The sequence below is a fragment of the Candidatus Accumulibacter phosphatis genome, from assembly GCF_000024165.1.
In the GTDB taxonomy this organism is placed as follows: Bacteria; Pseudomonadota; Gammaproteobacteria; order Burkholderiales; family Rhodocyclaceae; genus Accumulibacter; species Accumulibacter phosphatis.
This window is the reverse complement of sequence record NC_013194.1, coordinates 4,831,072-4,855,107: the sequence shown is the minus strand read 5'-3', so window position 1 is coordinate 4,855,107 and position 24,036 is coordinate 4,831,072. Positions and strand designations below refer to the sequence as shown.

19 protein-coding genes and 1 pseudogene are annotated in these 24,036 nt (G+C 65.3%); 10 read left to right on the top strand and 10 right to left on the bottom strand.

The window, feature by feature from the left end; all coding sequences use genetic code 11:
- The first annotated feature begins 35 nt into the window (after positions 1-35).
- The 3 genes from CAP2UW1_RS21160 (at position 36) to CAP2UW1_RS21150 (ending at position 3,135) form a co-directional block, all read left to right on the top strand.
- Positions 36-686: a DUF1826 domain-containing protein gene (locus CAP2UW1_RS21160; RefSeq protein ID WP_015768660.1), complete on the top strand. Its 651-nt coding sequence runs from the start codon at positions 36-38 to the stop codon at positions 684-686.
- A gap of 77 nt (positions 687-763) precedes the next feature.
- Positions 764-2,104 (top strand): CobW family GTP-binding protein, encoded by a 1,341-nt coding sequence (locus CAP2UW1_RS21155; RefSeq protein ID WP_015768659.1) that lies wholly within the window; start codon positions 764-766, stop codon positions 2,102-2,104.
- Between the two features lie 53 nt (positions 2,105-2,157).
- A complete protein-coding gene (locus CAP2UW1_RS21150) occupies positions 2,158-3,135 on the top strand; it encodes a WD40 repeat domain-containing protein (protein WP_015768658.1) in 978 nt (325 codons plus the stop codon).
- A 230-nt stretch (positions 3,136-3,365) separates the two neighbouring features.
- Here the strand turns inward: CAP2UW1_RS21150 and CAP2UW1_RS26275 are convergent.
- Positions 3,366-3,990, bottom strand: a pseudogene (locus CAP2UW1_RS26275) (IS3 family transposase); the annotation flags it as partial.
- 133 nt (positions 3,991-4,123) lie between these two features.
- On the opposite strand from CAP2UW1_RS26275, the gene CAP2UW1_RS21135 reads away from it, so the two are divergent.
- The gene (locus tag CAP2UW1_RS21135; RefSeq protein ID WP_015768655.1) at positions 4,124-5,023 is read left to right on the top strand and encodes a LysR family transcriptional regulator; all 900 of its coding nucleotides are present in this window, start codon (positions 4,124-4,126) and stop codon (positions 5,021-5,023) included.
- 265 nt (positions 5,024-5,288) lie between these two features.
- Here the strand turns inward: CAP2UW1_RS21135 and CAP2UW1_RS21130 are convergent, their stop codons facing one another.
- A complete protein-coding gene (locus CAP2UW1_RS21130) occupies positions 5,289-6,635 on the bottom strand; it encodes a B12-binding domain-containing radical SAM protein (protein ID WP_291912457.1) in 1,347 nt (448 codons plus the stop codon).
- Positions 6,636-6,685: 50 nt separating this feature from the next.
- A complete protein-coding gene (locus CAP2UW1_RS21125; RefSeq protein ID WP_015768653.1) occupies positions 6,686-7,075 on the bottom strand; it encodes a hypothetical protein in 390 nt (129 codons plus the stop codon).
- 162 nt (positions 7,076-7,237) lie between these two features.
- On the opposite strand from CAP2UW1_RS21125, the gene CAP2UW1_RS21120 reads away from it, so the two are divergent.
- On the top strand, positions 7,238-8,728 hold the full coding sequence (locus tag CAP2UW1_RS21120) for a sigma 54-interacting transcriptional regulator (RefSeq protein ID WP_015768652.1): 1,491 nt from the start codon (positions 7,238-7,240) through the stop codon (positions 8,726-8,728).
- Positions 8,729-8,974: 246 nt separating this feature from the next.
- On the opposite strand, the gene CAP2UW1_RS21115 is transcribed toward CAP2UW1_RS21120, so the two are convergent.
- The 3 genes from CAP2UW1_RS21115 to CAP2UW1_RS21105 all read right to left on the bottom strand — a co-directional run bounded on the left by CAP2UW1_RS21115 (position 8,975) and on the right by CAP2UW1_RS21105 (position 13,214).
- Positions 8,975-10,414 carry a dihydrolipoyl dehydrogenase gene (locus CAP2UW1_RS21115; RefSeq protein ID WP_015768651.1) on the bottom strand — a complete coding sequence of 480 codons (1,440 nt, stop codon included), beginning with the start codon at positions 10,412-10,414 and terminating at the stop codon, positions 8,975-8,977.
- Positions 10,415-10,483: 69 nt separating this feature from the next.
- Entirely contained in the window at positions 10,484-12,553 is a 2,070-nt protein-coding gene (locus CAP2UW1_RS21110; RefSeq protein ID WP_015768650.1) for a pyridoxamine 5'-phosphate oxidase family protein, read from the bottom strand.
- 25 nt (positions 12,554-12,578) lie between these two features.
- Positions 12,579-13,214: a glutathione S-transferase family protein gene (locus CAP2UW1_RS21105; RefSeq protein ID WP_015768649.1), complete on the bottom strand. Its 636-nt coding sequence runs from the start codon at positions 13,212-13,214 to the stop codon at positions 12,579-12,581.
- 584 nt (positions 13,215-13,798) lie between these two features.
- Here CAP2UW1_RS21105 and CAP2UW1_RS21100 point away from each other — a divergent pair.
- Genes CAP2UW1_RS21100 through arsC form a run of 3 tightly spaced genes read left to right on the top strand, consistent with a single transcriptional unit; the run spans position 13,799 to position 16,074 of the window.
- On the top strand, positions 13,799-15,004 hold the full coding sequence (locus CAP2UW1_RS21100) for an ABC transporter permease (protein WP_015768648.1): 1,206 nt from the start codon (positions 13,799-13,801) through the stop codon (positions 15,002-15,004).
- Between the two features lie 56 nt (positions 15,005-15,060).
- Positions 15,061-15,672, top strand: a complete 612-nt coding sequence (locus tag CAP2UW1_RS21095; RefSeq protein ID WP_015768647.1) for a CBS domain-containing protein — start codon at positions 15,061-15,063, stop codon at positions 15,670-15,672.
- A 48-nt stretch (positions 15,673-15,720) separates the two neighbouring features.
- A complete protein-coding gene (gene arsC / locus CAP2UW1_RS21090; RefSeq protein WP_015768646.1) occupies positions 15,721-16,074 on the top strand; it encodes an arsenate reductase (glutaredoxin) in 354 nt (117 codons plus the stop codon).
- A 16-nt stretch (positions 16,075-16,090) separates the two neighbouring features.
- Here the strand turns inward: arsC and CAP2UW1_RS21085 are convergent, their stop codons facing one another.
- The 4 genes from CAP2UW1_RS21085 to CAP2UW1_RS21070 form a co-directional block, all read right to left on the bottom strand.
- On the bottom strand, positions 16,091-17,938 hold the full coding sequence (locus CAP2UW1_RS21085; protein ID WP_015768645.1) for a glutamine--tRNA ligase/YqeY domain fusion protein: 1,848 nt from the start codon (positions 17,936-17,938) through the stop codon (positions 16,091-16,093).
- A gap of 145 nt (positions 17,939-18,083) precedes the next feature.
- Positions 18,084-18,548, bottom strand: a complete 465-nt coding sequence (locus CAP2UW1_RS24200; protein ID WP_015768644.1) for a type II toxin-antitoxin system RatA family toxin — start codon at positions 18,546-18,548, stop codon at positions 18,084-18,086.
- A gap of 201 nt (positions 18,549-18,749) precedes the next feature.
- Entirely contained in the window at positions 18,750-19,664 is a 915-nt protein-coding gene (locus tag CAP2UW1_RS21075; RefSeq protein WP_015768643.1) for an amino acid ABC transporter substrate-binding protein, read from the bottom strand.
- Complete coding sequence (locus CAP2UW1_RS21070) at positions 19,661-21,202, bottom strand: TolC family outer membrane protein (protein WP_049778623.1); 1,542 nt, start codon at positions 21,200-21,202, stop codon at positions 19,661-19,663. The genes CAP2UW1_RS21075 and CAP2UW1_RS21070 overlap by 4 nt, the downstream gene beginning before the upstream one ends.
- A gap of 216 nt (positions 21,203-21,418) precedes the next feature.
- Between CAP2UW1_RS21070 and CAP2UW1_RS21065 the strand changes: the two genes are divergently transcribed.
- Complete coding sequence (locus tag CAP2UW1_RS21065; protein ID WP_015768641.1) at positions 21,419-22,057, top strand: transglutaminase-like cysteine peptidase; 639 nt, start codon at positions 21,419-21,421, stop codon at positions 22,055-22,057.
- A 35-nt stretch (positions 22,058-22,092) separates the two neighbouring features.
- Positions 22,093-24,030: a bifunctional diguanylate cyclase/phosphodiesterase gene (locus tag CAP2UW1_RS21060; protein ID WP_015768640.1), complete on the top strand. Its 1,938-nt coding sequence runs from the start codon at positions 22,093-22,095 to the stop codon at positions 24,028-24,030.
- Positions 24,031-24,036: the final 6 nt, after the last annotated feature.

The following is a 24,036-nucleotide window of genomic DNA, read 5'->3' as shown; positions in this document are numbered from 1 at the left end:
TCTCCGGGTTGACCGTAACTGACAGGAGTTTTCTGATGAACGCCCCGCTACCGCGTACCGCCACGACTTGCGCCGCCATCTCGGAAGAGGCGCTGGATCTGACGCGCATCTTCGATCCGGGAATCCAGATCGCCCAGTGGTGGCGCCCGGTCAATGGCGCCATCGCCGACTGGCTGAACACCCATGCTGACCATCTCGGATCAGGTTTTCGCCAGATCCTGGCACCAGGAAAGACCCCGGATCTCGCCCGCCTGCCGGCGGGTGCCGGCCGCGACGCGCTGGCTGCCGATCTCACCTTGCTTGCCGAAATGCTTGGCGAGCTGCTCGATGCCAGGAGCATCGGCCTCCGCCTGGAAGTGGTCGGCCAAGCGATGTGTCCGCGTTTGCATGTCGATCGCGTCGGCATCCGCTTGCTGTGCACCTATCGCGGTCCGGGGACCGAATGGGTGGACGACGCGGCGGTCGATCGCGGCCGTCTCGGGGCCGGGGCCAGGGGACTGCCTGACGAAAGCTCCGGCCTGCTGGGCCCAGGCAGCCGCATCGAGGTGATTCCGCCTTTCGCCGTGGCCCTGCTCAAGGGCAGCCTGTGGCAGGGCAATGGCGGCCGGGGTGTCATTCATCGCTCGCCGGCCGTTACGCCGGGCGAGACGCCGCGCGTTTTGCTGGCGATGGATGCCGACTGGTGACCCAGCCATTGATCCAGTGCTGCAATGAAGTTGCATCGGCTGCCTTACGTGTCGCCTAACCTTTAGGGAGAACACTCATGAAAAGGCTCCCCGTCACCGTCCTCACCGGTTTCCTTGGCTCAGGGAAGACCACGCTCCTGAACCGAATCCTCTCCGAGAACCATGGCAAACGCATTGCCGTCATCGAGAACGAGTTTGGAGAGATCGGAATCGATCAGGCGCTGGTTATCAACGCCGACGAGGAGGTATTCGAGATGAACAACGGGTGCATCTGCTGCACCGTCCGAGGCGACCTCATCCGCATCCTCGGTAGCCTGATGAAGCGGCGGGACAAGTTTGACCACATTCTGGTCGAAACCACGGGCATGGCCGACCCAGGTCCCGTGGCGCAGACGTTCTTCGTCGACGACGACCTTCGCGAACTCTTCTCGCTGGACGGCATTGTGACCCTCGTCGACGCAAAGCACGTGCACCTGCACCTCGATGACTCGAGCGAGTGTAAGGAGCAGATTGCGTTCGCCGACGTCCTTGTCCTCAACAAGACGGACCTCGTGAGCGGGCACGAGCTCGAGGCGCTGGAGCGGCGCGTGACGAACATGAATTCGATGGCGAAGGTGCTCCGCGCCCAGAACGCGAGCGTGCCGATCGCCGCGATTCTCGACATCGGCGGGTTCGATCTCGATCGTGCAGTGGCAGCCAAGCCAACGTTCCTCGAGCCGGAGTATCCGTTCGAATGGGCGGGCACCTTCGAAGTCGAGGAAGGCGTGTACGAACTCGTACTCGAAGACGGCCCGGACCCCACAATGGACCTGGTTGCGAGCTTCCTTGGTGGCAGCGAGCACGCCGGTTCACGGGGTAACTCTGAACACGCCGCGCGCATCTGGTCTGAAGCGGCGCGTTCGGCCTTGCCGGGTGGACGCATCGAGATCGGGGCGCCCGAGCCCGTGCGGCTAAAACTTGATTCCGCAGGCGCCAAGCGGTTCGAGCTGCACGCACCGCGTGGGGGGCGTATCGGGTTGTACACGCAGCATTTGCCGTCCGAATTCCAGTTGCAGGTGCTCGGCAGCGGCGTCGCCGTTCGGCCAAGCAGCGAGCAGACCTTCGTGGCCGGACACTCGCACGATGATCAGGTGACCTCGGTCGGGATCCACCTCGAGGGAGAGATTGACGGCGATCGCCTCAGCCAGTGGGTATCGCAGTTGCTGCGAGATAAGGGAACCGACATCTTCCGCATGAAAGGCATCCTGAACATCAAGGGTTCGCCCAGCCGCTTTGTCTTTCAGGGCGTGCACATGCTCTTCGACGGGCGAGAGGATCGCCCATGGGGTATCGAGCCGCGCGCTAGTGATCTGGTCTTCATCGGCCGGAAGCTCGATCGCGACGAGCTCACGCGGGGGTTCGCGCGATGCCTGGCGTAATCGGGGATTTCACTCACGGCACGGCCGAACTCCGGCCGAGGTTTCGCCTCACGATGGGCGACTACGTATCGGCGCTCGAAATCGCGCGAGACGGGGGTGTCTGCATCGCGGGCCTCGGCGACGGGCGGCTGGTTGGCTTCGATCTGACGACGGGCGAAGAGAGATTCGCGATCGCAGCAGCGCATACAGGAAGTGTTCTCGATGTCAGCATCTCGCCTGACGGGCGCTGCTTCGCCACCTGCGGGCAGGACGAAGTGGCGAGAGTCTGGTCGGCGGAGGGCTCTCTGGTGCGCGAGCTACCGGGAGGTGGCAGCGCCTGGGTAGAGCACGTCGCATGGGCTCCGGCAGGCGGTCGAATCGCGACGGCCTCGGGAAAGAAGCTCTGTGTGTGGATGCCCGACGGAGAGCGGATCGTCGAGACCGAGCCGCTCGCCAGCACGGTGACCGCTCTTGCGTGGCGCTCCGACGGTAGCGGCCTCGCAGCGACCTGCTACGGCGGCGTACACATTCTGCCCTTCGTCGCAGGAGCGAAGATCCGCCACCTGGCGTGGAAGGGTTCGCTGATCTCGCTGGCCTGGAGCCCCGACGCCAACGTCATCGCCTGCGGCAGCCAGGACGGCTCGGTGCACTTCTGGCGATTGAAGTCAGGCCAAGACTCCCAGATGAGTGGCTACCCGTTCAAGCCGAAGGCGCTGGCATGGGACAGCGAGTCGAAGCTCCTCGCGACTTCGGGCGATGCCGCGGTCACGGTTTGGGAGTTCCGTGGCAAAGGGCCCGAGGGCACTCAGCCCCTGCAGCTCGAGGGCCACCAAGGCCTGTGCACGCGCCTGGCCTTTAGCCCACGCAGGGCAGTACTGGCGAGCGGCAGCCAGGACAGCTCGGTGCTGCTCTGGGAGCCGCGAAAGCACGGGAAGCCGATAGGCTTCGCCGTGCTCGAGGATGAAGTGACGGGTTTGTGTTGGCATCCGGAGCACCACACCCTCGTAGGCGCTGACGCCAGCGGAACCATCTGCGGCTGGGACGTCGCCTGAATGCAGGAGAGAAAATCGACATTCGCGGCCGGATGGACGCTTACGCCCTGACCGCTCCAGGTCGACGTCCACTTGGGAAAAGAGTCTCCACCGTTTGCTCCTGGTCGTTCTCCGGCAGTTGTGATGATTCTGGCATCAAGTCCTCCGAAAACCGAGTAGTCCCTGTCAACAATACGCGTCAGCATTCAGCGAGAACGACATGATTTGAAGACGCTTGTGGGTGAGGTGTGGTACGGATAGACCTTGTGCGCTGGGTGTCGCCGGCTCGTGTCCGGACCCGGCGCCATACCGGCCAGTCCCACCAGCCGCATCAACCGTTGAACCCGCTTGCGATTGACCGTGTGACCCGCTTTCTCGAGGAAGACCACCATCCTGCGGCTGCCGTAGAACGGGTGCCGGGTGTACTCCTCATCAATCAGGCGCCGGTGTAGCAACTCGCTTTCGTCGAGCATCGAAGGTTCTTGCTGAGCATAGATCGTCGCACGCGACACCCCGGCCAGGACGCATTGCCGGACTACTGCCAACGACTCCCCAGGCTCAATCCAGGCTCTTCGCATTACGACAGGCTTATCCCAGACTTTTCTTGAGCCAGTCCAGTTCCACCTTCAACTTGCCGATCTCGCTGTACAACAACTCCGGCTCCCGATACGCGGCGACGGGTTTGGGACCGCGCTTGCCCTCGAACAAGGTCTTGGCTTGCTCCTGGATCGCCTTCTTCCACTGCCCCACTTGGACTGGATGAACCCCGTGTTCCTGGCCAATCTCGTTGATCGTCTTCACCCCTCGCAAGGCCTCCAGACCCACCTTCACCTTGAACTCCGGGGTGTGCACCTTCCGCGTCTTCACATCGCTCATCGCTTGTCGTTCCTTATGACAGCGCCTAGCTTAAACCACAGCCTAGAATCCTGGGACCACTATACTGCGGGGTGTTCCTCCGCACCATCACCCGGATAAGGCAAGATCCTGACGCAAGGGAGTTGGCGACTGCATGGACAGACTTCAGCACATGAAGGTGCTCGTGGCCGTGGTTGATGCCAACGGCTTCGCCGGGGCGGCGCGCAAGCTCAACCTGTCGCCATCGGCGGTGACGCGAGCCATCAACGAACTCGAGCGGCAACTCGGTGTTCGTCTGCTGGCGCGCAGCACGCGCATCGTCCGGGTGACTGATGCCGGTGCACGCTATGCCGATGACTGTCGGCGCATTCTGGCCGACGTTGCCGAAGCGGACGAGTCGGTCGGCGGCACGCACAGGGCACCTCGCGGGCGTCTGACGCTGACTGCCCCGGTGCTGTTCGGTGCCCAGTTCGTCACCCCCATCGTCACTGAATACCTCTTGCGCTATCCCGAGGTCAGCGCCGTCTGTCTGTTTCTCGATCGCGTGATCAACATGCTCGACGAGGGTGTCGATGTGGCGGTGCGTATCGGCGAACTGGCCGACTCCTCGCTGCAGGCCGTGCCGGTTGGACGCGTGCGCCGGGTCATTTGTGCGGCCCCGGCCTATCTTCAACAGTGTGGCGAGCCGCGTACGCCCGATGACTTGTTCGCCCACCGGATCGTCTCGGCGGCGGGCGTCACGCCGACGCCGGAATGGCGACTGATCGAGAACGGTGCGCCACGCGTGGTCAAGCTGCAAGCGCGCATGACCACCACCAGCAACGACTCGGCGGTCGCGGCGGCATTGGGCGGTTTTGGCCTGACCCGTCTGCTCTCCTACCAGGTCGCTGAGCACTTGCGCAGCGGCCGGCTGCAGGCCGTGCTCAGCGACTTCGAGCTACCCGCGCTGCCCGTGCATGTACTGCACCGCGAGGGACAGCATGCCTCGCAGAGGGTACGCGCGTTTCTTGATCTGGCGGTCGAACGTCTGCGGGCGGACCCGGCGCTGAACTGAATCGGCGTTCGCCGTCGGTTCCCCGCTGCTTTGCTCCCGGGGCCTGATTCCCGGCCAGATCGGCACCATCTCCGGCCTGGTGTTCGGCTTCGCCATCGGCATGGGCGGCATCCATGCTGCGCCCCTGTAAAGTCATCTGAACGCGGGCGAACAGTACCCTGCGGCAGCGCTTGATCGATCGCCTCGCGTCGCTGCGAGCACAGCACTTGGCCCCTGACGATCGGCGACATCGGTGGACGCTGAACAGCGGGCCGTTTCCTCGACCTCAGGCGGCCATCGACGGCGTTTGCCGGCGCAGCGCCTTGAAATGCTGGTGCCGGCGCGCCGTCGCCTCGTCGCTGTAGAGTGCAACGATCATCTGGCGCAGGCCGGCTGCCAACTCTTGCGGGCTCATATGTGTCGGTCGGAAGTTAACGTCGAACAGGGTGCAGCGCTCCCAGGCCCGATCGGCCAGCAGGCGCCCTTCCCGCTGCAACTGCGCGAACATCGGGGTACCCGGAAAAGGTGTCGGCACCGTCACCTGCACATCGAACGGCAGGGCTTCGGCAACGAAGTCGAGTACCTGATCGAAGACGCGGGTCGTCTGACCGTCGAGTCCGAGCACGAAGCAGGCGTTGACACGGATGCCCTGGGCCTGAATGCGGCGGATGGCGTCGCGATATTGCGGCACCCGCGACAGCTTCCAGTTGCACTTCGTCTCCACCCCATCGAGTCCCTCGCTTGTTGGGCTCTCGAGACCGATCAGCACCTCCACGCAACCGGCTTCGCGCATCAGCCTCAGCAACTCGTCGTCTTCATGAATCGCGAGATCGCTTTCGGCGAACCACTTGATCTGGCGCTTGGCGATCTCGGGCAAGAGAGCCTTCCAGTAGGCGCGGTGACAAAAGCTGTTGTCGTCGGCGAACTCGATGAATGGCCGCGGCCAGAGCGAACGGATGTGGTCGATTTCGGCCAGTACCTGCGCCGCGGGTTTCTGCTTGTATTTGTGGGTAAGCAGGATCGAACTCGCGCAGAAGCTGCATCGCCACGGGCAGCCACGGCTGGTCTGCACGGTGATGCGGTTGTAGCGCGCAATGTCCAGCAGTTCGTAGGCCGGCATCGGCGCTGCTGCCAGGTTGAATTCAGCACCGCGCGCGTCGTACAAGGGGCGCAAGCGGCCGCGCTCGGCGTCGTGCAGAACGTCGCGCCACACGCTTTCGCCTTCGCCGACAACCGCGGCCGCACCGTGGGCAATCGCTTCCTGCGGCAGCGCGGTCACATGCAGGCCGCCCATCACCACCGGAATACGCAGGGTCCGATAATGTTCTGCCACCTGATAGGCTTCCTCGATCTGCGCGCTGAAGCTCGAGATGGCCACCAGATCGACGTCGCGCGGAAGCTGATCGATGCCGCTCAGGTCGGGCATTTCAAGGTAGCGGCGCTGGTGCTGGGCCGGCGTCATCCCGGCCAGGGTGAGCAGACCGAGGCTGGGTAGCGAGGCTATGCTGCGACTGCGTTCGACGAATCCGGGGAGTGTCAGGCCGAGCGCGGTCAGTTCTGGATCACAGGCGCGCAGTCCGCTCATGGCGATGAAGACGATTCGCAACTCCTTCGTCCTGGCGGCCACCGGCATGGGCTGACTATCCACGGCTGGCCATGCGAATGGCCCCTCAATCGACTGGCTCATGGCAGCACCTCGCCAGCGAGCAGGCTCACGGCGCCGCTGATCAGCGCCACCACTGGCAAGAAGAAAAGGTGACGGAAGCTCGGGCGCCATGCCGCAAGAAAACAAATGGCCGGCATCAGCACGGCGCCTGCCACCAACGACCAGGCAGCGAAGGCGGGTGCTGTCGCTCCAGCCAGGCTGACCGTGTTGGCGAACGCGAGGTTGAGAAACGCGATCCCGAAGAAGCTGATGTGACCAAGTCGCAGCAGGCGGCGACGCCAGCTGCCGTAGCCACCCAGCCACTCGTCGCGGTGGAAGAAAAGGCCGATCAGCGCACCGCTGAGCAGTCCCAGCAGGATGCCGATCCAGGCCATCCAGAGGTTGATGTGGTTGAGGGTAGGGTTCATCGCGTGCTCCTTCGTGGTTGTTAAGGCATCGGTCATCGAGCAGTTTGCGTGCCATCCGTAAGGTGTTGATCTACAATGCGGCTACCGCCGGATTCTTGCTGCTGATACGCGTTTCATGTATGCAGCAATTGCATTTTTTGTACATGCTTGTGAGGTGCTGTCATGGCTGCGTCGCAGATGCTGACGGCGCGTGATCGAGACTTCTTTCTGCGCGTCGGCAAGATCGTTTTCGCCAATCCCTTCTCGGACGCACGGGCGCGGCAGGTGCGCGAAGTCGCCGGGGACGTCATGCGGCCGGGGATGGCCGACGCCGAAGCCCTGATGACGGTCATCAGTCGCCGATTGCAGGCGCTGGATGCGCAGGGGACGTTCGCGTTGAGTGATTTGAGCGCCGAGGACGCCCGCTGCGCGAAGCCGGTATTCCTTTTCGACGTTTATCACCGCCATCTGGCAGGTATGGACGCCCTGATCGAGCGCCAGGCCAGTCGACGGGAAACGCGGGTCGACGCGACGCTGGCCGACCGACTCCTCGGCGAACTGGTCCGCCGAGGCTTTTCCGAAGAAGAAGCGGCTCGTTATTTCGCCCTCTTTCACCAATTGCGGCGGGCGTACTACTTCATCGAAGCCGGACTGGTGGGCGAGAGTCCATCGATGAAAAGCTTGCGGCGGGCTCTCTGGAACAACGTTTTCACCCATGACATGCAGTTGTTCGACACCCATCTGTGGAAACGGATGGAAGATTTCTCGACCCTGCTATTGGGGGAAACAGGAACCGGCAAGGGTCAGGCGGCGGCGGCGATCGGCCGTTCGGGGCACATCCCCTACCTGTGGCACCAGCGGCGTTTCGCCGCCAACTTCGCCGAGAGTTTCATCGCCATCAACCTGTCACAGTTCCCGGAGACCCTGATCGAATCCGAGCTGTTTGGCCATCGCAAGGGTGCCTTCACCGGCGCCATCGAGCACCACGACGGCGTTCTCGCGCGCTCGAGCGCGCACGGCACGCTGCTTCTCGACGAAATCGGCGAGGTCAGCATCCCGATTCAGATCAAGCTCCTGCAGGTATTGCAGGAGCGAAGTTTCACGCCGATCGGCAGTCACCAGCCACAGCGCTTTGCCGGACGAGTCATCGCCGCTACCAATCGACCCGTACATCAACTGATCGCGCGCGGCGAATTTCGTCACGACTTCTATTACCGCCTGTGCTCGGACGCCATCACGCTGCCGACGCTGCGCCAGCGACTCGCCGAGGCGCCGGACGAGCTGGCGAGACTGGTCGGGCTACTGGTGACGCGCATGCTCGGCGTTGCCGACGCAACGGTCGGCGGACGCGTCCTTGACGCGCTCGCCGGCTGCCTGCCACCCGATTATCCGTGGCCGGGCAATGTGCGCGAACTCGAACAGGCGGTGCGTCGCGTCCTGCTCACCGGACGTTACGATGCCGCCATCGAGGCGTCAGCCGGAGCGAGCAGCGAAGCCTTGCTGCAAGCGATCGACGACGGTCGGCTCGAAGCAAGCGCCTTGCTTGCCCGCTATTGTCAACTGCTCTACAAGCGCCTGGGCACCTATGAAGAAGTTGCACGGCGCACCGGGTTGGATAGACGCACTGCCAGGAAGTACATTCACCAGCAAGCGGGCACTACCGGTCCGGCGTAGCGGCCAGACGTGGGCGGACGGGTGGGGTGGCGGCTTCAACTACTTGCCAGGTGCTGCAAGCGGAACAGCCACCACGGTCCCGGCACGCTCGAGTGCAATGACGATGGTGCCCGCACTCGGTAGCGGGCGCCGAACTGAATCGGCGTTCGCTTGGCGCAGCGGACACTGCGCTGCTGGCCGCGCTTGACGCCAGTCGGCGCCTCGCCCGTGTGGACGCCGATCATGCGCCGGCTGCAGGCGCGAAGTTCACGCGCCCGGACCACAGTCCAGGCAATGCTCGATGGGCGGCGGCCCCATGCGCAGGGCACGCTGCAGCCCGCGCAGCGCCGTTCGCAGGCCCTCTTCGATGACTGGGTGGTAGAAGGGACTGTCGAGCATCTCCTGCACGCTGTCGCCTCGCTGCACCGACCAGGCGAGCAGATGCCCCAGATGCTCCGCCGCCGGACCGAGCATCTCGGCACCCAGCAGGCGACCGCTGCGCCGCTCGGCATAGAGATGCAGGGCACCGCGATTCTTCAGCATCACGCGGCTGCGCCCCTGATCTTCGAACGAGACCTCCCCCACGGCAAAGTCCGCCCCTGAGCGCAGCAACTGCGCGTGGCTCTGTCCGGCGAGCATGATCTGCGGATCGGAGAACACCACCGACAGCGGCGCGCGACGCGGACGCACGCGCACATCGGGGAAGCGGCCGGCATTGTCACCGGCGATGCGGCCCTCGTCCGCCGCCTCGTGGAGGATCTCCCGCTCATGGGTGGCGTCGCCGGCGATGAAGACGTGGCTGTCGGCGATCTGGCCCGTGCACGGATCGAACATGGGCACGCCACGCGTATCCAGCGGCAGCCCGCTCTGCGGCAAGCCGAGGGCCTGCAGATTCGGACGGCGGCCGCTCGCCGCCAGTATCCACGCGTAGCGTCGTTCAGCGGCAGGTTCTTCGTCACCGACGCGGACGGCGACCTCGTTGCCGACACGCCGAAGATGCAGGTCGGACACGCCCAGGCGCATCGGCAGTTCATCGGCGAAGATCTTGCGCGCTTCGGCCTGCAGGGCGGGGTCGGTGAGTGGGCCGACGCGCTCGCTGCGGCCGTAGACACCGACGCGCACGCCCAGTCGATGCAGGGCCTGCGCCAGCTCCAGGGCAATCACCCCGGTACCGAGCACGGCGACGGACTGCGGTAGCGATTGCCAGGCAAAGACGTCGTCGTTGACGATCAGCCGATCGCCGGCGGCCTCGCGCCATTCGGCCGGCACGTTGGGGTGCGAGCCGGTGGCGATGACGATGCGCCGCGCCTCGACACGCGTGTGCTCGCCAACCTGCAGCGTGTGACCGTCGAGGAAACGGGCGTGACCGCGCAGGCGGTGCTCGGCCGGCCAATGGTCCACCGCCTCGGTGACGAAGCCGACGAAGCGGTCGCGTTCATCGCGAACCCGCTGCATGACGGCGGCGCCATCGACGCGCAGCGAATCGACGACGACACCGAAGGCCTCGGCGTGCCTTGCCGCATGCGCAGCCTCGGCGGCGGCAATCAATAGCTTGCTGGGCATGCAACCGACGCGTGCGCAGGTGGTCCCGTATGCCCCTCCCTCGATCACCAGCACGCTACGAGTATGCGCCAGCGCGGCGCGGTAGGCGGACATTCCGGCAGTGCCGGCGCCGATAATGGCGACATCAACTTCCAGCGCGTTCATGGACAAACCCCTTTCCTCGAGTCATTTTTTGCCGATGCCCGCTGCCGGCGAGAAGCTGGCGTCGGTACGTTACAAGTCGAGCACCAGGCCAGCCGCGCCGCCGGCTTCCGCCGCCGGCACCGAACAGCAAATCAGAATCTCGTCGGTCCCCATGGCGACCGCCGGCGGCGACGTGTAGCTGACCTGGCCTGCCAGTATCCGGGTCTTGCAGGTGCCGCACGAGCCGCCCCGGCAACTGAATTCCGGCGTCAGCCCGCGCGCTTCCGCCAGCTCGAGCAGGCTGCCGCCACCCGGTTGCCAGCGGGCCTCCTTGGCGGTCCGCGCAAACACGACCGCGACGGAAGTTTCGGCAGCCGGCAGGGTGGGCGGGGCGGGTTCCGTGACCGCTTCCGTCACCCGCCGGCGTAGCGATGAGGGGCCAAACTGCTCGACGTGAATTCGCTCGTCGGCAATCTGCATCGCCCGCAAGCCGTCGTACAGGTCCTGGGCAAACGCCGCCGGGCCGCAGAGGTAGAAGTCAAAATCGTCGAAGGGCAGGATGGCCTTCAGCAAGCGCAGGTCGATGCGGCCCTGAACGTCATAGTCACTGCCAAGAACGGCCGTGGGTTCGGGCTGACTGAGAACGCGCACCGCCTCGACCGCACCATCGGCACGCTCGACCAGTTCCTGCATTTCGCTGGCGAAGGCCCGCTCGGCCAGGGTGCGCGACGCATGCACGAAGAAGGTCTGGCGTACGCGGCGGGTACGCACGCCTTCGTACACCACCTCGCGCAGCATGGCGAGCATTGGGGTGATTCCCACCCCGGCCGACAGGAGAACGAGCGGTCGGCGTTCATGCGGGTCCACGACGAAATTGCCCAGTGGCGCACGGGCCTCGATTTCATCGCCGACGGCTGTGTGGTCATGAAGGAACTGCGAAACCCGTCCTTCGCGTTTGACGCTGATGCGGTAGCAGCCATCCGACGGCGCCGCCGACAGGGTGTAGGTGCGAATGACCGGCGCGGCTTCCGCGGCGATGGCCAGCCGGATGGGCAGGTGCTGCCCGGCCTTGAAGAGCGGCAAGCCGGCGCCGTCGGCGGCTTCGAGATGGAACGACTTGATGGTCGAGCTTTCGTTGGTGATGCGTGCGATGCGAAAACGCCGCCACTGGTTGCGCAGTGCTTGTGCCTGCTGGCGGGCCAGGGCTTCTTCCCACGACCCGGTCATCAGCGAATTTGGCGAGACTTCGTCAAGACGCCAGCGCAGTTTCAGCACGCCGCGGCGGCGCACCGCCTTGTCGACGTGCAGACGCCAGAGCCGCTCGGCCCCCTGAAAACTGCTGACTTCGTCGCCCGCCAGGACCAGTTCGGTGCGGCCGGTGAGCTGCAGCAGGTCGCCATTGGCAAAGTCGATGAACAGCAGGCCGGCCCGCGGATTGACCTGCAGATTGCCCAGCGTGTTGAAATGCAGGTTACCGGCAAAGTCGGGGATGGTCAGCACATCGCCGTCGATACGCACGAAGCCGGCCTTGCCGCCGCGATGGGAGGCGTCGACCTGGCGTCTGCCGGCATCCCCCTCCGGATCCACATAGCTGGCGACGAAGAAGGTATCGGCAGCCCGGATCATGGCATTGGCCTCGGCGTCGAGCTTGACCAGGACTTCGGTGCGGCCGACGAAAGGCTCGGCGGGATCACCGGAAAACCTGAACTCTCGCGCCTGAATGTATTGCGGACAGTTGCCGAAGGCATGCTCGACCTGCAGCGTCAGCTGGCGGTCGTCGCGCGCAACGACTCTGCCATTGACGCGGTTGCGGCGGCGCGTTTGCAGCTCGATGCCGAGCACGCCGATGCCGTCGCCCGGCATCAGGGCATCGCCAGCGGGATCCCCTTGCCCTGGCAAGGCGTTGATCTGCAGGTGCCGCGCATCGGCTGACTGCGCCAGACCGGCACGCGCCTCGACGAGTGTCGCCCAGGGATCGCCGCTCGCGTCGACGGCGGCGATCACCAGGAACGGGAGCTGCCGGTAGAACGTGCGATGCTGCTCCGGCATGAAGTCGCGGATGACCTGGCGGCCGAAGACCTCCATGCGCTCGGCGACGCCGACGCTCTGTTGCAGCTCGCGTTCGCCGCGGTGCCAGGGGGACGCTGTTGCCGCGCTCATTCTTGCCGACTCCCGGTTCCGCTGATCACGTGGCCAGTCCAACGGCGGTCTTCTGCATGCCAACGAAGCCGGGCAGGCCTTCGATTCTGGCCAGCCAGTCGCGCACCTTCGGGTAAGCGTCCAGAGACACGTTGCCCTCGGGGGCATGCGCGAGGTAGGTATAGGCAGCCACATCGGCGATGGTCATCCCGTCACCAACGAGGAAGGTGTGCCGCGATAACTCATCTTCAATGACCTTCAAGACGGCGTGCGCAAGGGCAATCGCTTCGTCGGCATTCTTCTTCGCCCCGAATACCACCACCAGACGCGCTACCGCCGGCCCGAAAGCGATCTGGCCGGCGGCCACGGACAGCCACCGTTGCACCGCGGCTGCACCGACGGCGTCGCTCGGCAGCCAGCGCTCGCCGCCGTACCGGCGTGCCAGATAGACGAGAATCGCGTTCGAGTCGGCAACGATCGTTCCGTTGTCGTCGATCACGGGAACCTGGCCGAACGGGTTCAGGGCCAGGAACTCGGGCTGCTTGTGCGCGCCCTTCATCAGGTCGACGTCGACGAGTTGCGTCGGCAAATCGAGCAGTGACAGCATCAGTTGCGCGCGATGGGCGTGACCGGACAAGGGGTGGCGATAGAGCTTGATGGGGGTAGCGGGTGTGGCCGACATGATGATTCTCCAGAGAGTGAGGGACGAGGCGACGAGGCGACGAGGCGACGAGGCGACGAGGCGACGAGGCGGGGCAGTTGCCGGGAGACCAATACGAGCGCCAGTCACGGGTAGACATGGTCGGCGCAAAATCCTCTGAGGGGAATCACCGTGCGGCGCAAATCACCATTCCAGATCAGGCAATAATCCGCGCTGCGCCGCCACCCTTCGGTCGGCCGCCGGTCGCCATCAACGTCGACCCGCACGGGCGCCAAGTCTTCACGACATTGGCGTCAGCCGAGAACCGCTGGCGGCAGCAGCCACCACCAATCCATACCTGCGCTACCGTTGAATACATGCCCAGGGGCAACGCGGTCGCGATTACTAGGTGGCTCGCACCCGCGAGGCAAGGGTCCGTGCGAGGGGAGGATTGCCTTGCGTCGGGTTGTCGGAACGGCTTGAACGGTATCCATAACATGGCTACCATGCCTATCTCTTTGGCCAGTCGGGCGCGTCATGACCATGCATGTCAATCGATCTGACGACACTCCGGAAATCGTCGTGGGAGTGCGATATCGACGGCTCGACGGCGCGATGGACGCTGAATGATCCGCCCGCGCGATTCCCTGCAACTGGCGTTGCGCGCGATCACCGCGCACCGGCTGCGCAGCTTTCTGACACTGCTCGGCATCGCCGTCGGCATCGCGGCGGTGATCCTGCTGACCTCGATCGGCGAAGGCATCCATCGCTTCGTGCTCGCCGAATTCACGCAGTTCGGCACCAACGTGATCAGCGTCGCGCCGGGCAAGACCAAGACCTCAGGTCACTCGCCGACCGGCATCCCGACCTCGGTACGGCCGCTGACGCTCGACGACGCGCGCGCGCTCGAGCATCTGCCGCATATCACCGGCATGACCGCCACCGTCTGGGGCAACACCGAGATCAATGCCAATGGCCGCCTGCGCCGGACCACCGTGAACGGGGTCAGCGCCGAGATGCTCAAGGTGTTCAGCATCAGGGTGCGCAGCGGCCAGTTCCTGCCCGCCGAGGACGCCGACAATGCGCGTGCCTTCATCGTCCTCGGCGCCAAGCTCAAGGAGGAACTGTTCGGTGCCGACAATCCGCTGGGCGCACGCGTGCGCGTCGGCAGCCTGCAGTTTCGCGTCATCGGCGTTCTCGAAGCGAAGGGACAGTTTCTCGGCATCGACCTCGACGACGCTGCCTACATCCCGACGGCGCGCGCGCTCGAGCTCTACAACCGCGACGGAATCATGAAGATCGATCTGTCGTACGAGGAAGGCGTGCCCGCCGCCGCGGTCAGCGCGCGCGTCGTGGCGACGCTCAAGGCCCGCCACGGGCGCGAGGATTTCACGATCACGACGCAGGAGGACATGCTGCGCACGCTGTCCAATATCCTCGACGTGCTGACCATGGCGGTGGGCGCACTCGGCAGCATTTCCCTGCTCGTCGGCGGCGTCGGCATCGTCACCATCATGACCATCGCGGTCACCGAGCGCACTGGCGAAATCGGCCTGCTGGTCGCCCTCGGCGCACCGCGGCGAACGATCCTCGGCCTGTTCCTCGGCGAGGCCATCGCCCTGTCGGCGCTCGGCGGGCTGCTCGGACTGTTGCTGGGAATGGGTCTGGCGCAGTTGATTCACCTGCTCGTACCGGCGCTGCCGGTGCACACGCCGCTCAGCTTCGTCGCGCTGGCCGAGAGTATTGCCGTGCTCATCGGCCTGCTCGCCGGCGTGCTGCCGGCCAGGCGCGCGGCGCGGCTGGACGCGGTGGACGCCCTGCGCACCGAGTGAAATGAATTGACCGGAATCGCCATCACGGCGCCACTTTGCAGAACGAGGAGAACAGCGTGTTTTCGGTATATGGCTTGAGTGGTCCGATCTACCAAGGCACCTTCGAAGGCCTCAAGGAAGTCGCCGGCGTTTACCGCGGCACCCCTGTGCGGCCCATCGACCAGGATGAACCGCCACCGGTCTTCAGCGTTCCGGTGGCGCAAGCCGTCAGCGCCTACCGGGAGATGCTGCGCAGCGACCCCGAGCGGGGCCCGCTCTATCACGCCTACCAGATCATGCAACGACAGATCGTCTCGGTGACCAGCACCGATGCCGTCGAGCGGGCGTGGCGGATCCTGCTCGAACGGCGCATTCACCAGGCACCGGTGCTCGACCCGACCTACCGATTGGTCGGCATCGTCAGCGAGCGCGATCTGCTCACCGTGCTCAATGTCGAAGAAGGGCGCGTCCGCGATGCGTTGGCCAGGCAGGTGAGCGACGTCATGACGACGCCGGTGGTCAGCGCCGACCCGATCACCGACATCCGGCGGATCGCCTGGGTGATGCTCGAACACCAGGTCGACGGCGTGCCGATCGTCAACGACACGCAGGCGCTGGTCGGTTTCGTCTCGCGCAGCGACATCCTGCGTGCGATCATCACCGATCCGCCGTTGAGCCTGTGGCGCTAGGCCGCGCGCCGACCCTTCCTGCGATCACTCCCTGCCCGAGGATTACCGATGAGCCCGACCCTGCTGCGCATCTATCACAACAACCGCTGTTCGAAGAGCCGCGCTGCCTGCCAACTGATTGCCGAGAAAGGCGTCGCTGCCGAGATCGTCGATTACCTGAAGACCCCGCCAAGCCGCGACGAACTGCGCGAGCTGCTGGGAAAACTCGGCATGCCGGCCGCCGACCTCGTGCGCCGCGGCGAGGCGGCATTCAAGGAACACTACGCCGGACGTTCGCTGAGCGACGAGGAATGGCTGGACGCGCTCGTCGCGCACCCGATCCTGATCGAACGCCCAATCGTCGTGCGCGGCGACCGGGCGGTGCTCGGTCGCCCGCCGGAGAAGGTGCTGGAACTGCTGTAGCGGCGGCGCGCGCCGCTTACTTCTTCGCCCCGGGCTTGCTCGACCAGACGTCGCGGAGCGTCACCGTCCGATTGAACACCGGCGCGCCGGCGCGCGAATCGATGCGATCGGCGACGAAGTAACCGTGGCGTTCGAACTGGAAGCATTCTTCAGCCCGGGCGTTCTTCAGCGCCGGTTCGAGCCAGGCCGCGATCACTTGCATGCTGTGCGGATTGAGGTCGTCGCGAAAATCGCGTTCGAGGTCTTCCGGGTCGCCTTCGCGCCGGGCGCCCGGCGAGGGAACGGCGAACAGGCGGTCGTAGAGGCGCACTTCGGCGCGGCAGGCATGCGCCGCCGAGACCCAGTGCAGGTTCCCCTTGACCTTGTAGGTGTCGGCGCCCGGCGTACCGCTCTTCGAATCCGGCAGGTAGTCGCAGTGGACAGCGCTGACGACGCCGCTGTCGTCGACGTCGAAGCCGGTGCACTTGACGACAAAGCCATGGCGCAGGCGCGCCATGTTGCCGGGGTAGAGGCGATGGTAGCCCTTGCTTGGCTGGGCCATGAAGTCCTCCCGTTCGATCCACAGCTCGCCGCCGAAGGGCATCGCCCGCTTGCCCAGCTCGGGCTTCAGCGGATGGTTGGGCGCGAAGCAGTCCTCACTCTCGCCGGCCGGATAATTGTCGATGATCAGCCGCAGCGGATCGAGCACGGCGATGCGCCGTTCGGCCGATTCGTTGAGCACTTCGCGCATCGTGTCTTCGAGCAGCGAATACTCGATCAGCGAATCGGAACGCGAAACGCCGATACGTTCGGCAAACAGGCGGAAACCGGCCGCCGGGTAGCCGCGGCGGCGCGCGCCGACCAGCGTCGGCAAACGCGGGTCGTCCCAGCCGGCAACGTGCTTCTCGTCGACGAGCTGGATCAGCTTGCGCTTCGAGAGGACGATGTAGCTGAGGTTCAGGCGCGAGAACTCGATCTGTTGCGGCAACGGGCGCTGCAGCAGTCCGCCTTCGGCCAGGCGCTCGAGCAGCCAGTCGTAGAAGGGGCGCTGGTCGGCGAACTCGAGCGTGCAGATCGAGTGCGTGATGTTCTCGAGCGCATCCTCGATCGGATGCGCGTAGGTGTACATCGGATAGACGCACCAGCGGTCGCCAGTGTTGTGGTGACTGGCGTGGCGGATGCGGTAGATCGCCGGGTCGCGCAGGTTGATGTTCGCCGACCCCATGTCGATCTTGGCGCGCAGGACGTGCGCACCGTCGGGAAACTCGCCGCGCTGCATGCGCTTGAAGAGGTCCAGGTTTTCCTCGACGCTGCGCTCGCGAAACGGCGACTCGCTGCCGCCTTCGGTGAGTGTGCCGCGACTGGCACGCATCTGCTCGGCGCTCTGGCTCTCCACGTAGGCGTGGCCGCTGGCGATCAGGTATTCGGCAAACTCGACCATCCAGTCGAAGTAGTTGGACGCGAAATAGAGGTTGCACTCGCCCTCCGGCAGCGCCTCCGACGCCGGTTCCTCCCAGGAAAAACCGAGCCAGCGGACCGAATCGACGATCGAATCGACGTATTCCTGCTCCTCCTTCTCGGGATTGGTGTCGTCGAAACGCAGATGGCAGCGGCCGCCGTAATCCTGCGCCAGCCCGAAGTTCAGGCAGATCGACTTGGCGTGGCCAAAGTGCAGGTAGCCGTTGGGTTCGGGCGGAAAGCGCGTGCGGATCTTCGCCGGGTCGAGGGCCCCGGCCAGCTGCTGGGCGGCCGGACCGGGACGGCCGGACCAGCGGCGCGCCGCGTGCTTGCCGGCGGCGAGCTCGCTCTCGATGATGTTGCGGATGAAGTTGGTGCTGGCAAGTGCAGAGGAACTCGCAGCATTGCTTGATGACTCTTGGCTCACGGCGCTGTCCTTGATTCGCGAAGGCTCGCATTTTAACCGGCTGGCGCGACAAAACCGTTGGAATTCCGCGCTTGCCGCGGCCATCGCGCAAACGCGGTCAGCCGTGGGCACGCCGCAACAGCAGATGCGGTGCCCGCCGCGGGGGTTACTCCTCCCGGCCCGTCACCGGGAACGCCGCATCGCCAGCCAGCGCGTGCGCGCGCGCCTCGAAAGCGGCGACCATGCTGGTGGCCATCGGCAGGACCAGCAGTTGCACGATCGGCATCAGAAAGAACGAGCGCGTCTCGCAGTCGAGAGTGAAATCGACGTGGCAGTGGTCGTTGTCGAGTGGCGAAAACTGCCAGCGGATGTCGAAACGGCAGAACGATCGATCGTCGGAGGCGACGACGATACGGTGCGGGCGCTCCAGTTCGGTACGCGTACGGAAACGATGCATGAGCAGGCCCAGTGCCAGGCTCTGTTCGGTTTCGTAGGCCGTTTCATGGCGCCGGATGATCCTTGCGTCACGAATCAGTGGCAGGAACTCGGGGTAGCGCTCGACATCGGCGACGATGTCGAAGAGCAGTTCCGGTGAGCGCGCTATGGCGCGGCTCTCGCGATGACTTGCCATGGGCTGCGCCCTCCCGCTTGCTGTGTCGACGGTCTGCTGCCTCCTGGTCCGCCAACTCGGCGTGCCGGGCAGACCCTGTCGGTCTCCCGGCAAACCGCCGACCGGCGGCCGTGATGCCCGTGGACCAGCCCGCATGATAGCAATGCCGACCCTGCGCGGGAAATGGAAATCGCCGGCGCGCCGGTGACGCGCCGGCAGCGCTCAGAGGCCCTTGTCGTTGGGCGTCAGGATCAGCTGTTTGAGGGCCGCGCTCATCGGCATGTCAAGACTGGCGCCGCCAGGCGGGATCGGCGACGTGAACCACTTGCCGTAGAGGCGCGCGAACTCGCCGCTTTGCATCACGCCGACCAAGGTGTCGTCAACGAGCCTCTTGAACTCGGGATCCTGGCGGCGAAACGCCAGACCGTAGGGTTCGAATCCGTAGCTGTCGGCCAGGACGATCAGACGACCGCGTTCGGCTGGTGGAAGGTTCGACAGCAGGCCAGCCAGCAGCGCATCGTCGAGGACCAGCACGTCGGCATTCCCGCGCAACAGCAGGCGCAAGGATTCGGCATGATCGCGGCCGAAACGATAGTTGATGAGCAGCCCCTGGCGGACGGCTGCCGATTTGATGTAGGCCTCCGCCGTGGTGCCGGCCGTGGTCACGACGACCTTGTCCTTGAGATCCTTGAGCGCGCGAACGGACGAATCCTGCCTGACCAGGGCCTTGACGCCGGCGACGAAGATCGTGACGCTGTAGGCTACCGAGCGCTGCCGCTGTTCGGTGTTGGTCACCGGCCCGCAGTCGAGATCGATCGTCTCGGCTTCGAGCATGATCTGACGCGAACCCGGTGTCGTCGGCACCTGCACCACGCTCAGCGCGGGCAGGCCCAGGCGCGCCTGGATGGCATCGGTGACATGCCGGCAGAGATCGAGCGAGAAGCCAATGGCCTTCTGCTCGGGATCCAGATAGGCGAAAGGCGCCGACCCTTCGCGGTAACCGAGGTACACGGTCTCGGCGGCACGAATCTTGTCGAGCGTCGGCGAACCGGCCCGGCCCTGCGCATGCAGGCCGCCCGTCGTCAGCAGCAGACAGGCGCCGGCCAGCAGTGCCCGTAGTGGCAAGCTTGTGATCACCGTGCACCCTCCCTTTCCATCGCTGTCGCGGGGTTGACGAGCGACCGGGCGGCAGCATCGGGCGGCGCCACCGTCGTCGGCAGGTTGCGCGCGCCTATGAAGCTGTTCGACGAGCCTTCCATGAGTTCCCTGGCCTTGCGTCCCAGCGTCTCGCGATCCGGATAGATCTCGGCCGGCGCCGTCGGCGGGCATAGCTGGGCAAGATCGAGCGGGGCCATCTCCTTCTCGTCGGGTGCGCTCTCCGCCTCCGCTCGCTTCAGCCCCAGCTTTTCGAGCAGCCGTCCCATTCCCGCATAACTGCGCAGGTAGGCGAGCGACAGGTCGACATCGGCATTGACCTGTGAACGCCTGGCGTCGAAGAACTCGTTCTGGGTGTTGAGGAGGTCGAGCAGCGTGCGCTGACCGATGTTGAACTGATCCCGATAGGCGTTGCGCGTTCTTTCGACGAGGTCGACCTGGAGGGCGAGGAAGGATAACTGGTCGGCCAGGCGCACCGTGTCGTGGTAGGCGATCGACAAGGTCTGGCGAATGTCGCGGCACGCTTTCTCACGCTGGTCGAGCGCAATGTTCTTGCGCTCGCGGTACTGGCGGTCGCGCGCGATATCGGAGCCGCCGTTGAAGAGGTTGTAGAAGAGGCGCATTTCGACCACCGAGTTGTCGCGCGAGCCGTCCAGACCGAGGTAGTTGTTGATGTTCTCCTTGCGCGCGATCAGCTCGACACGCGGGCTGAAGGCGGCGCGCCGGGCCTCGAGGTCATATTGCGAGGCCTCGATGTTCTCGATCGTCGAGCGCAGGGCCGGGTTGTTGCGCAAGGCCAGCAGCAGGGCCGCATCGGCTTTTTCGGGAAAGGCGGTCGCGAGATCGGCAGGCGCAAACATCACCTTGGCCGGCTGCTCGCCGACAATGCGCAGGTAGCGTGCGGTGACGTCGTGCAGGTTGGCCAGCGCGGTGGTCAGATTGACGTCGGCCAAAGCCAGGCGGCTGGCTGCCTGGTCGACATCGACCCGCTTGCCGACGCCGGACTCGGCTCGCCGCCTGAGTTGCTCGTAGGCGGCCTGATGCTGAATATAGTTCTCTTCGGCGAGGTAGGCGAGGCGACGATAGCGCACCACGTCGAGATACGCCCGCCCCGCTTCGAGGGCGGTGTTCTCCGACGCGTCGAGCAACTCGAAGTAGCGGACCAGCTTGGCCTTGCCGAGCCGCTTGACTTCACTGGACGTGGCAAATCCATCAAAAATCATCTGCCGCAGGTTGATCAGCGTGTCATGGCGCGTGTAAGTCGTGTCGGCCCCGGCACTCCGCGGGGTGAGCCTTTCCCGGCCGATCCCGGCCGAGACATCCACCCGCGGCAGGAAGCCGCCCCGGGCGACGCCGACCTCCTCCGTCGTCTCGCGGAAGGCATGCCAGCGCGCCTGCACTTCCGGGTTTCTCAAGACGGCCGCCTGCGCCGCCTCCTTCAATGACAGGTGTTCAGCGACTTCGGCGGTGACCGGTGTCGTCCCGAGGGCCAGCAGCAGCAAAGCCGTATGGCGGGCCATTCCGCGGTTTCTGTTTTTGGTGGGCATCAAGACAAGGCTCATCCCAAGTAGATAGGTCGCGGCATTATACTCAGGACATCGCCTTGCGCCACCCCCCACTCCACACTCCAGCCCGCAGATCGTCCAGCCTTGCCGATTCTCGCTCAACTCTCGTTACTTACTGGCTCGGCCAGGTTGCCGCAGGCGTTTCCCGGATGCTGCCGGCCGCTGCTCTTGATGCTCTTCCTCCTGGCGCTGTGCTGCCCCGCTGCCGGGCCCGACCGGACGGCGCTCCAACAACAACTGGTGGCACGCTTCGGGCCGGGGCGAATCGGCCTGCTCGACGACTGGCTGCAACTCGTCGCAGCGGCGAAGCCACTCGACGAAGGCAGGAAACTGCAGGCGATCAACGACTTCTTCAACCGCCATATCGTCTTCGACGATGACTTGAACATCTGGCGACAAAGCGATTACTGGGCCACACCGCTGGAGACCATCGGACGCGGCCGGGGTGATTGCGAGGACTTCGCGATTGCCAAGTACTACTCCCTGCGCCTGGCCGGCGTGCCGGTCGCCAGGATGCGCCTGGTCTACGTGAAGGCGCGGCTGAGTACCGGCGCCGGCGAGGTCCAGCAGGCACACATGGTCCTTGCCTACTACGCGCAGCCCAGCGCCGAACCGCTGGTGCTCGACAACCTGCAGACCGCGATTCAGCCGGCATCGAGGCGCCCCGACCTGCAGCCGGTGTTCAGTTTCAATAGCGACGGCATTTTCGCCGGCGTCTCCGGCGCCTTGAAGGCCAGTTCCGGCGGCATCGGCCGGCTCTCGCGCTGGCAGGACCTGCTGCAACGGGCGCGCGCCGAAGGTTTCGAATAGCGTCGACCAGGAACGATTGACCGAGGATCACCACCATGTCCATGTATCGCCAGTTCTGGCTTGCCATCATCACCTGCATGCTGCTTGCTTTCGGCGGCAGCCTGATCGCCTCGATGCTGAGTGCGCGGGCCTATCTCGAATCGCAACTGTCGATCAAGAATTCGGACAACGCCGCGGCACTCGCGCTGTCGATGAGCCAGAGCAACCCCGACGCGGTGATGATCGAGTTGACCGTCGCGGCGCTCTTCGACAGCGGCCATTATGAATTGGTCCGCGTCGTCGATCCCGAAGGACGGACGATTGCCGAACGCGCCAGTGGGCCACTGGATCTCGATGCGCCGGAGTGGTTTGCGCGCTGGCTGCCGATTCGCGCCGTGCCGGGCCAGGCGCAGATCAGCAAGGGCTGGCAGCAGGTCGGTACGCTGACCCTGATCAGCGACAGCCGCCTGGCCTATGGTGCGCTGTGGGACAACGTCTGGCAAACGACTGGCGCCCTGGCGCTCGCCAGTCTGGTCGGCGGCTTCCTCGGATCGATCATCCTCGGCCGCCTGAAAGCGCCGCTGCAGGCGGTGATCGACCAGGCGACGGCGATCAGCGAACGCCGTTTCGTGACGATAGCCGAGCCCACGGTGCCCGAACTCAGGCGACTCGCGCTGGCGATGAACAGCACGGTCGGTCGCCTCCGAACAATCTTCGAGGAGGAGGCTGCCCGGCTCGAGATTCTGCGCCGGGAAGCGAACTGCGATCCGCTGACCGGCCTCGCCAATCGTGGCCACTTCATGGCCCGCCTGCGCCAGACACTCGACGCCGAGGACGCCGGCGAAGGCACGCTGCTGCTGATTCGGCTGGCCGACCTGGCCGGCATCAACCGCCGCCTCGGTCGCGCCGCCACCGACGCTTTCCTGCGGCAGGCGGCCGAGGTCATCGGCACATTCGCCAATCCGGACAGCCAGGGCATAGCCGCGCGCCTCAACGGCGCCGACTTTGCGATCGTGCTCGCCGCCGGACGCGACGCCCACGCCGCCGCGCACGTTCTCCTCGCGGCGCTCATCGAGGCCGGCAAACCCTATGTCGAAGGCGAGACGATCGTCTCGATCGGCCTCGGCGGCTATTGCCGGCCGACGGACCTCGAGACCCTGCTGGCCCGCGTCGATGCCGCACTGGCCGCGGCCGAAGCGGAAGGCGTGAACGCCATCCGGGAGGCCGTCATCGCTGCCGGCGACCACGGCCCTCGTACGGCCGAGCAGTGGGCACAGGCGATCACGCGCGCCGTCGACCGGGAATGGCTGCGTCTGGTCTCCTTTCCCGTGGTCGATGCCGCCGGCGGCCTTTCGCACCGCGAGTGTCCGCTGCGGCTGCTCGCGGAGGAAAACGGCGAGTGGCTGGCCGCTGGCCGCTTCCTGCCTCTGGCCGAAAGACTCCGGTTGACCCCGGCCCTCGATCTCGCTGCCGTGGCGCTGGGCTTGCAGGAGTTGACGGCGCGGCCCGACCTGCCGGGACTGGCCGTCAATCTTTCGGCCAGTTCCGTCGCCAACGCGAGCTTCCGGCAACGTCTGCTCGGCATGCTTGGCGCGCATGCGAGCGAGGCGCGTCGGCTGTGGCTGGAAGTCGCCGAGAATGGCGCACTCCGGCATCTGGCGGCGTTCCGCGAACTCAGCCGCGGCCTCAAGGCAGCCGGTTGCCGCATCGGTCTGGAACACTTTGGCCATCAGTTCAGCCAGATCGGGCTGCTGCATGATCTTGGGCTGGATTATCTGAAGGTCGACGCGAGCTTCATCCGCGGACTCGACAGCAACCGGGGCAACGCCGCTTTCCTCGAGGGGCTGAGCGGCATTGCCCACGGCATCGGCCTGCAGGTGCTCGCCGAGGGCGTGGAGACGCGAGCAGAGTGGCTGGCGCTCGTGGAACTCGGCTTCGACGGAGTAACCGGCCCGGCGGTTTCGCTATCCCGAACGAACGGGACACCGGAATGAGGCCGC

Coding starts and splice junctions, on each gene's coding strand:
- CAP2UW1_RS21160 (WP_015768660.1), top strand. CDS start 36: ATGAACGCCCCGCTACCGCGTACCGCCACGACTTGCGCCGCCATCTCG.
- CAP2UW1_RS21155 (WP_015768659.1), top strand. CDS start 764: ATGAAAAGGCTCCCCGTCACCGTCCTCACCGGTTTCCTTGGCTCAGGG.
- CAP2UW1_RS21150 (WP_015768658.1), top strand. CDS start 2,158: ATGGGCGACTACGTATCGGCGCTCGAAATCGCGCGAGACGGGGGTGTC.
- CAP2UW1_RS21135 (WP_015768655.1), top strand. CDS start 4,124: ATGGACAGACTTCAGCACATGAAGGTGCTCGTGGCCGTGGTTGATGCC.
- CAP2UW1_RS21130 (WP_291912457.1), bottom strand. CDS start 6,635: ATGCCGGTGGCCGCCAGGACGAAGGAGTTGCGAATCGTCTTCATCGCC.
- CAP2UW1_RS21125 (WP_015768653.1), bottom strand. CDS start 7,075: ATGAACCCTACCCTCAACCACATCAACCTCTGGATGGCCTGGATCGGC.
- CAP2UW1_RS21120 (WP_015768652.1), top strand. CDS start 7,238: ATGGCTGCGTCGCAGATGCTGACGGCGCGTGATCGAGACTTCTTTCTG.
- CAP2UW1_RS21115 (WP_015768651.1), bottom strand. CDS start 10,414: ATGAACGCGCTGGAAGTTGATGTCGCCATTATCGGCGCCGGCACTGCC.
- CAP2UW1_RS21110 (WP_015768650.1), bottom strand. CDS start 12,553: ATGAGCGCGGCAACAGCGTCCCCCTGGCACCGCGGCGAACGCGAGCTG.
- CAP2UW1_RS21105 (WP_015768649.1), bottom strand. CDS start 13,214: ATGTCGGCCACACCCGCTACCCCCATCAAGCTCTATCGCCACCCCTTG.
- CAP2UW1_RS21100 (WP_015768648.1), top strand. CDS start 13,799: ATGATCCGCCCGCGCGATTCCCTGCAACTGGCGTTGCGCGCGATCACC.
- arsC (WP_015768646.1), top strand. CDS start 15,721: ATGAGCCCGACCCTGCTGCGCATCTATCACAACAACCGCTGTTCGAAG.
- CAP2UW1_RS24200 (WP_015768644.1), bottom strand. CDS start 18,548: ATGGCAAGTCATCGCGAGAGCCGCGCCATAGCGCGCTCACCGGAACTG.
- CAP2UW1_RS21070 (WP_049778623.1), bottom strand. CDS start 21,202: ATGGCCCGCCATACGGCTTTGCTGCTGCTGGCCCTCGGGACGACACCG.
- CAP2UW1_RS21065 (WP_015768641.1), top strand. CDS start 21,419: ATGCTCTTCCTCCTGGCGCTGTGCTGCCCCGCTGCCGGGCCCGACCGG.
- CAP2UW1_RS21060 (WP_015768640.1), top strand. CDS start 22,093: ATGTCCATGTATCGCCAGTTCTGGCTTGCCATCATCACCTGCATGCTG.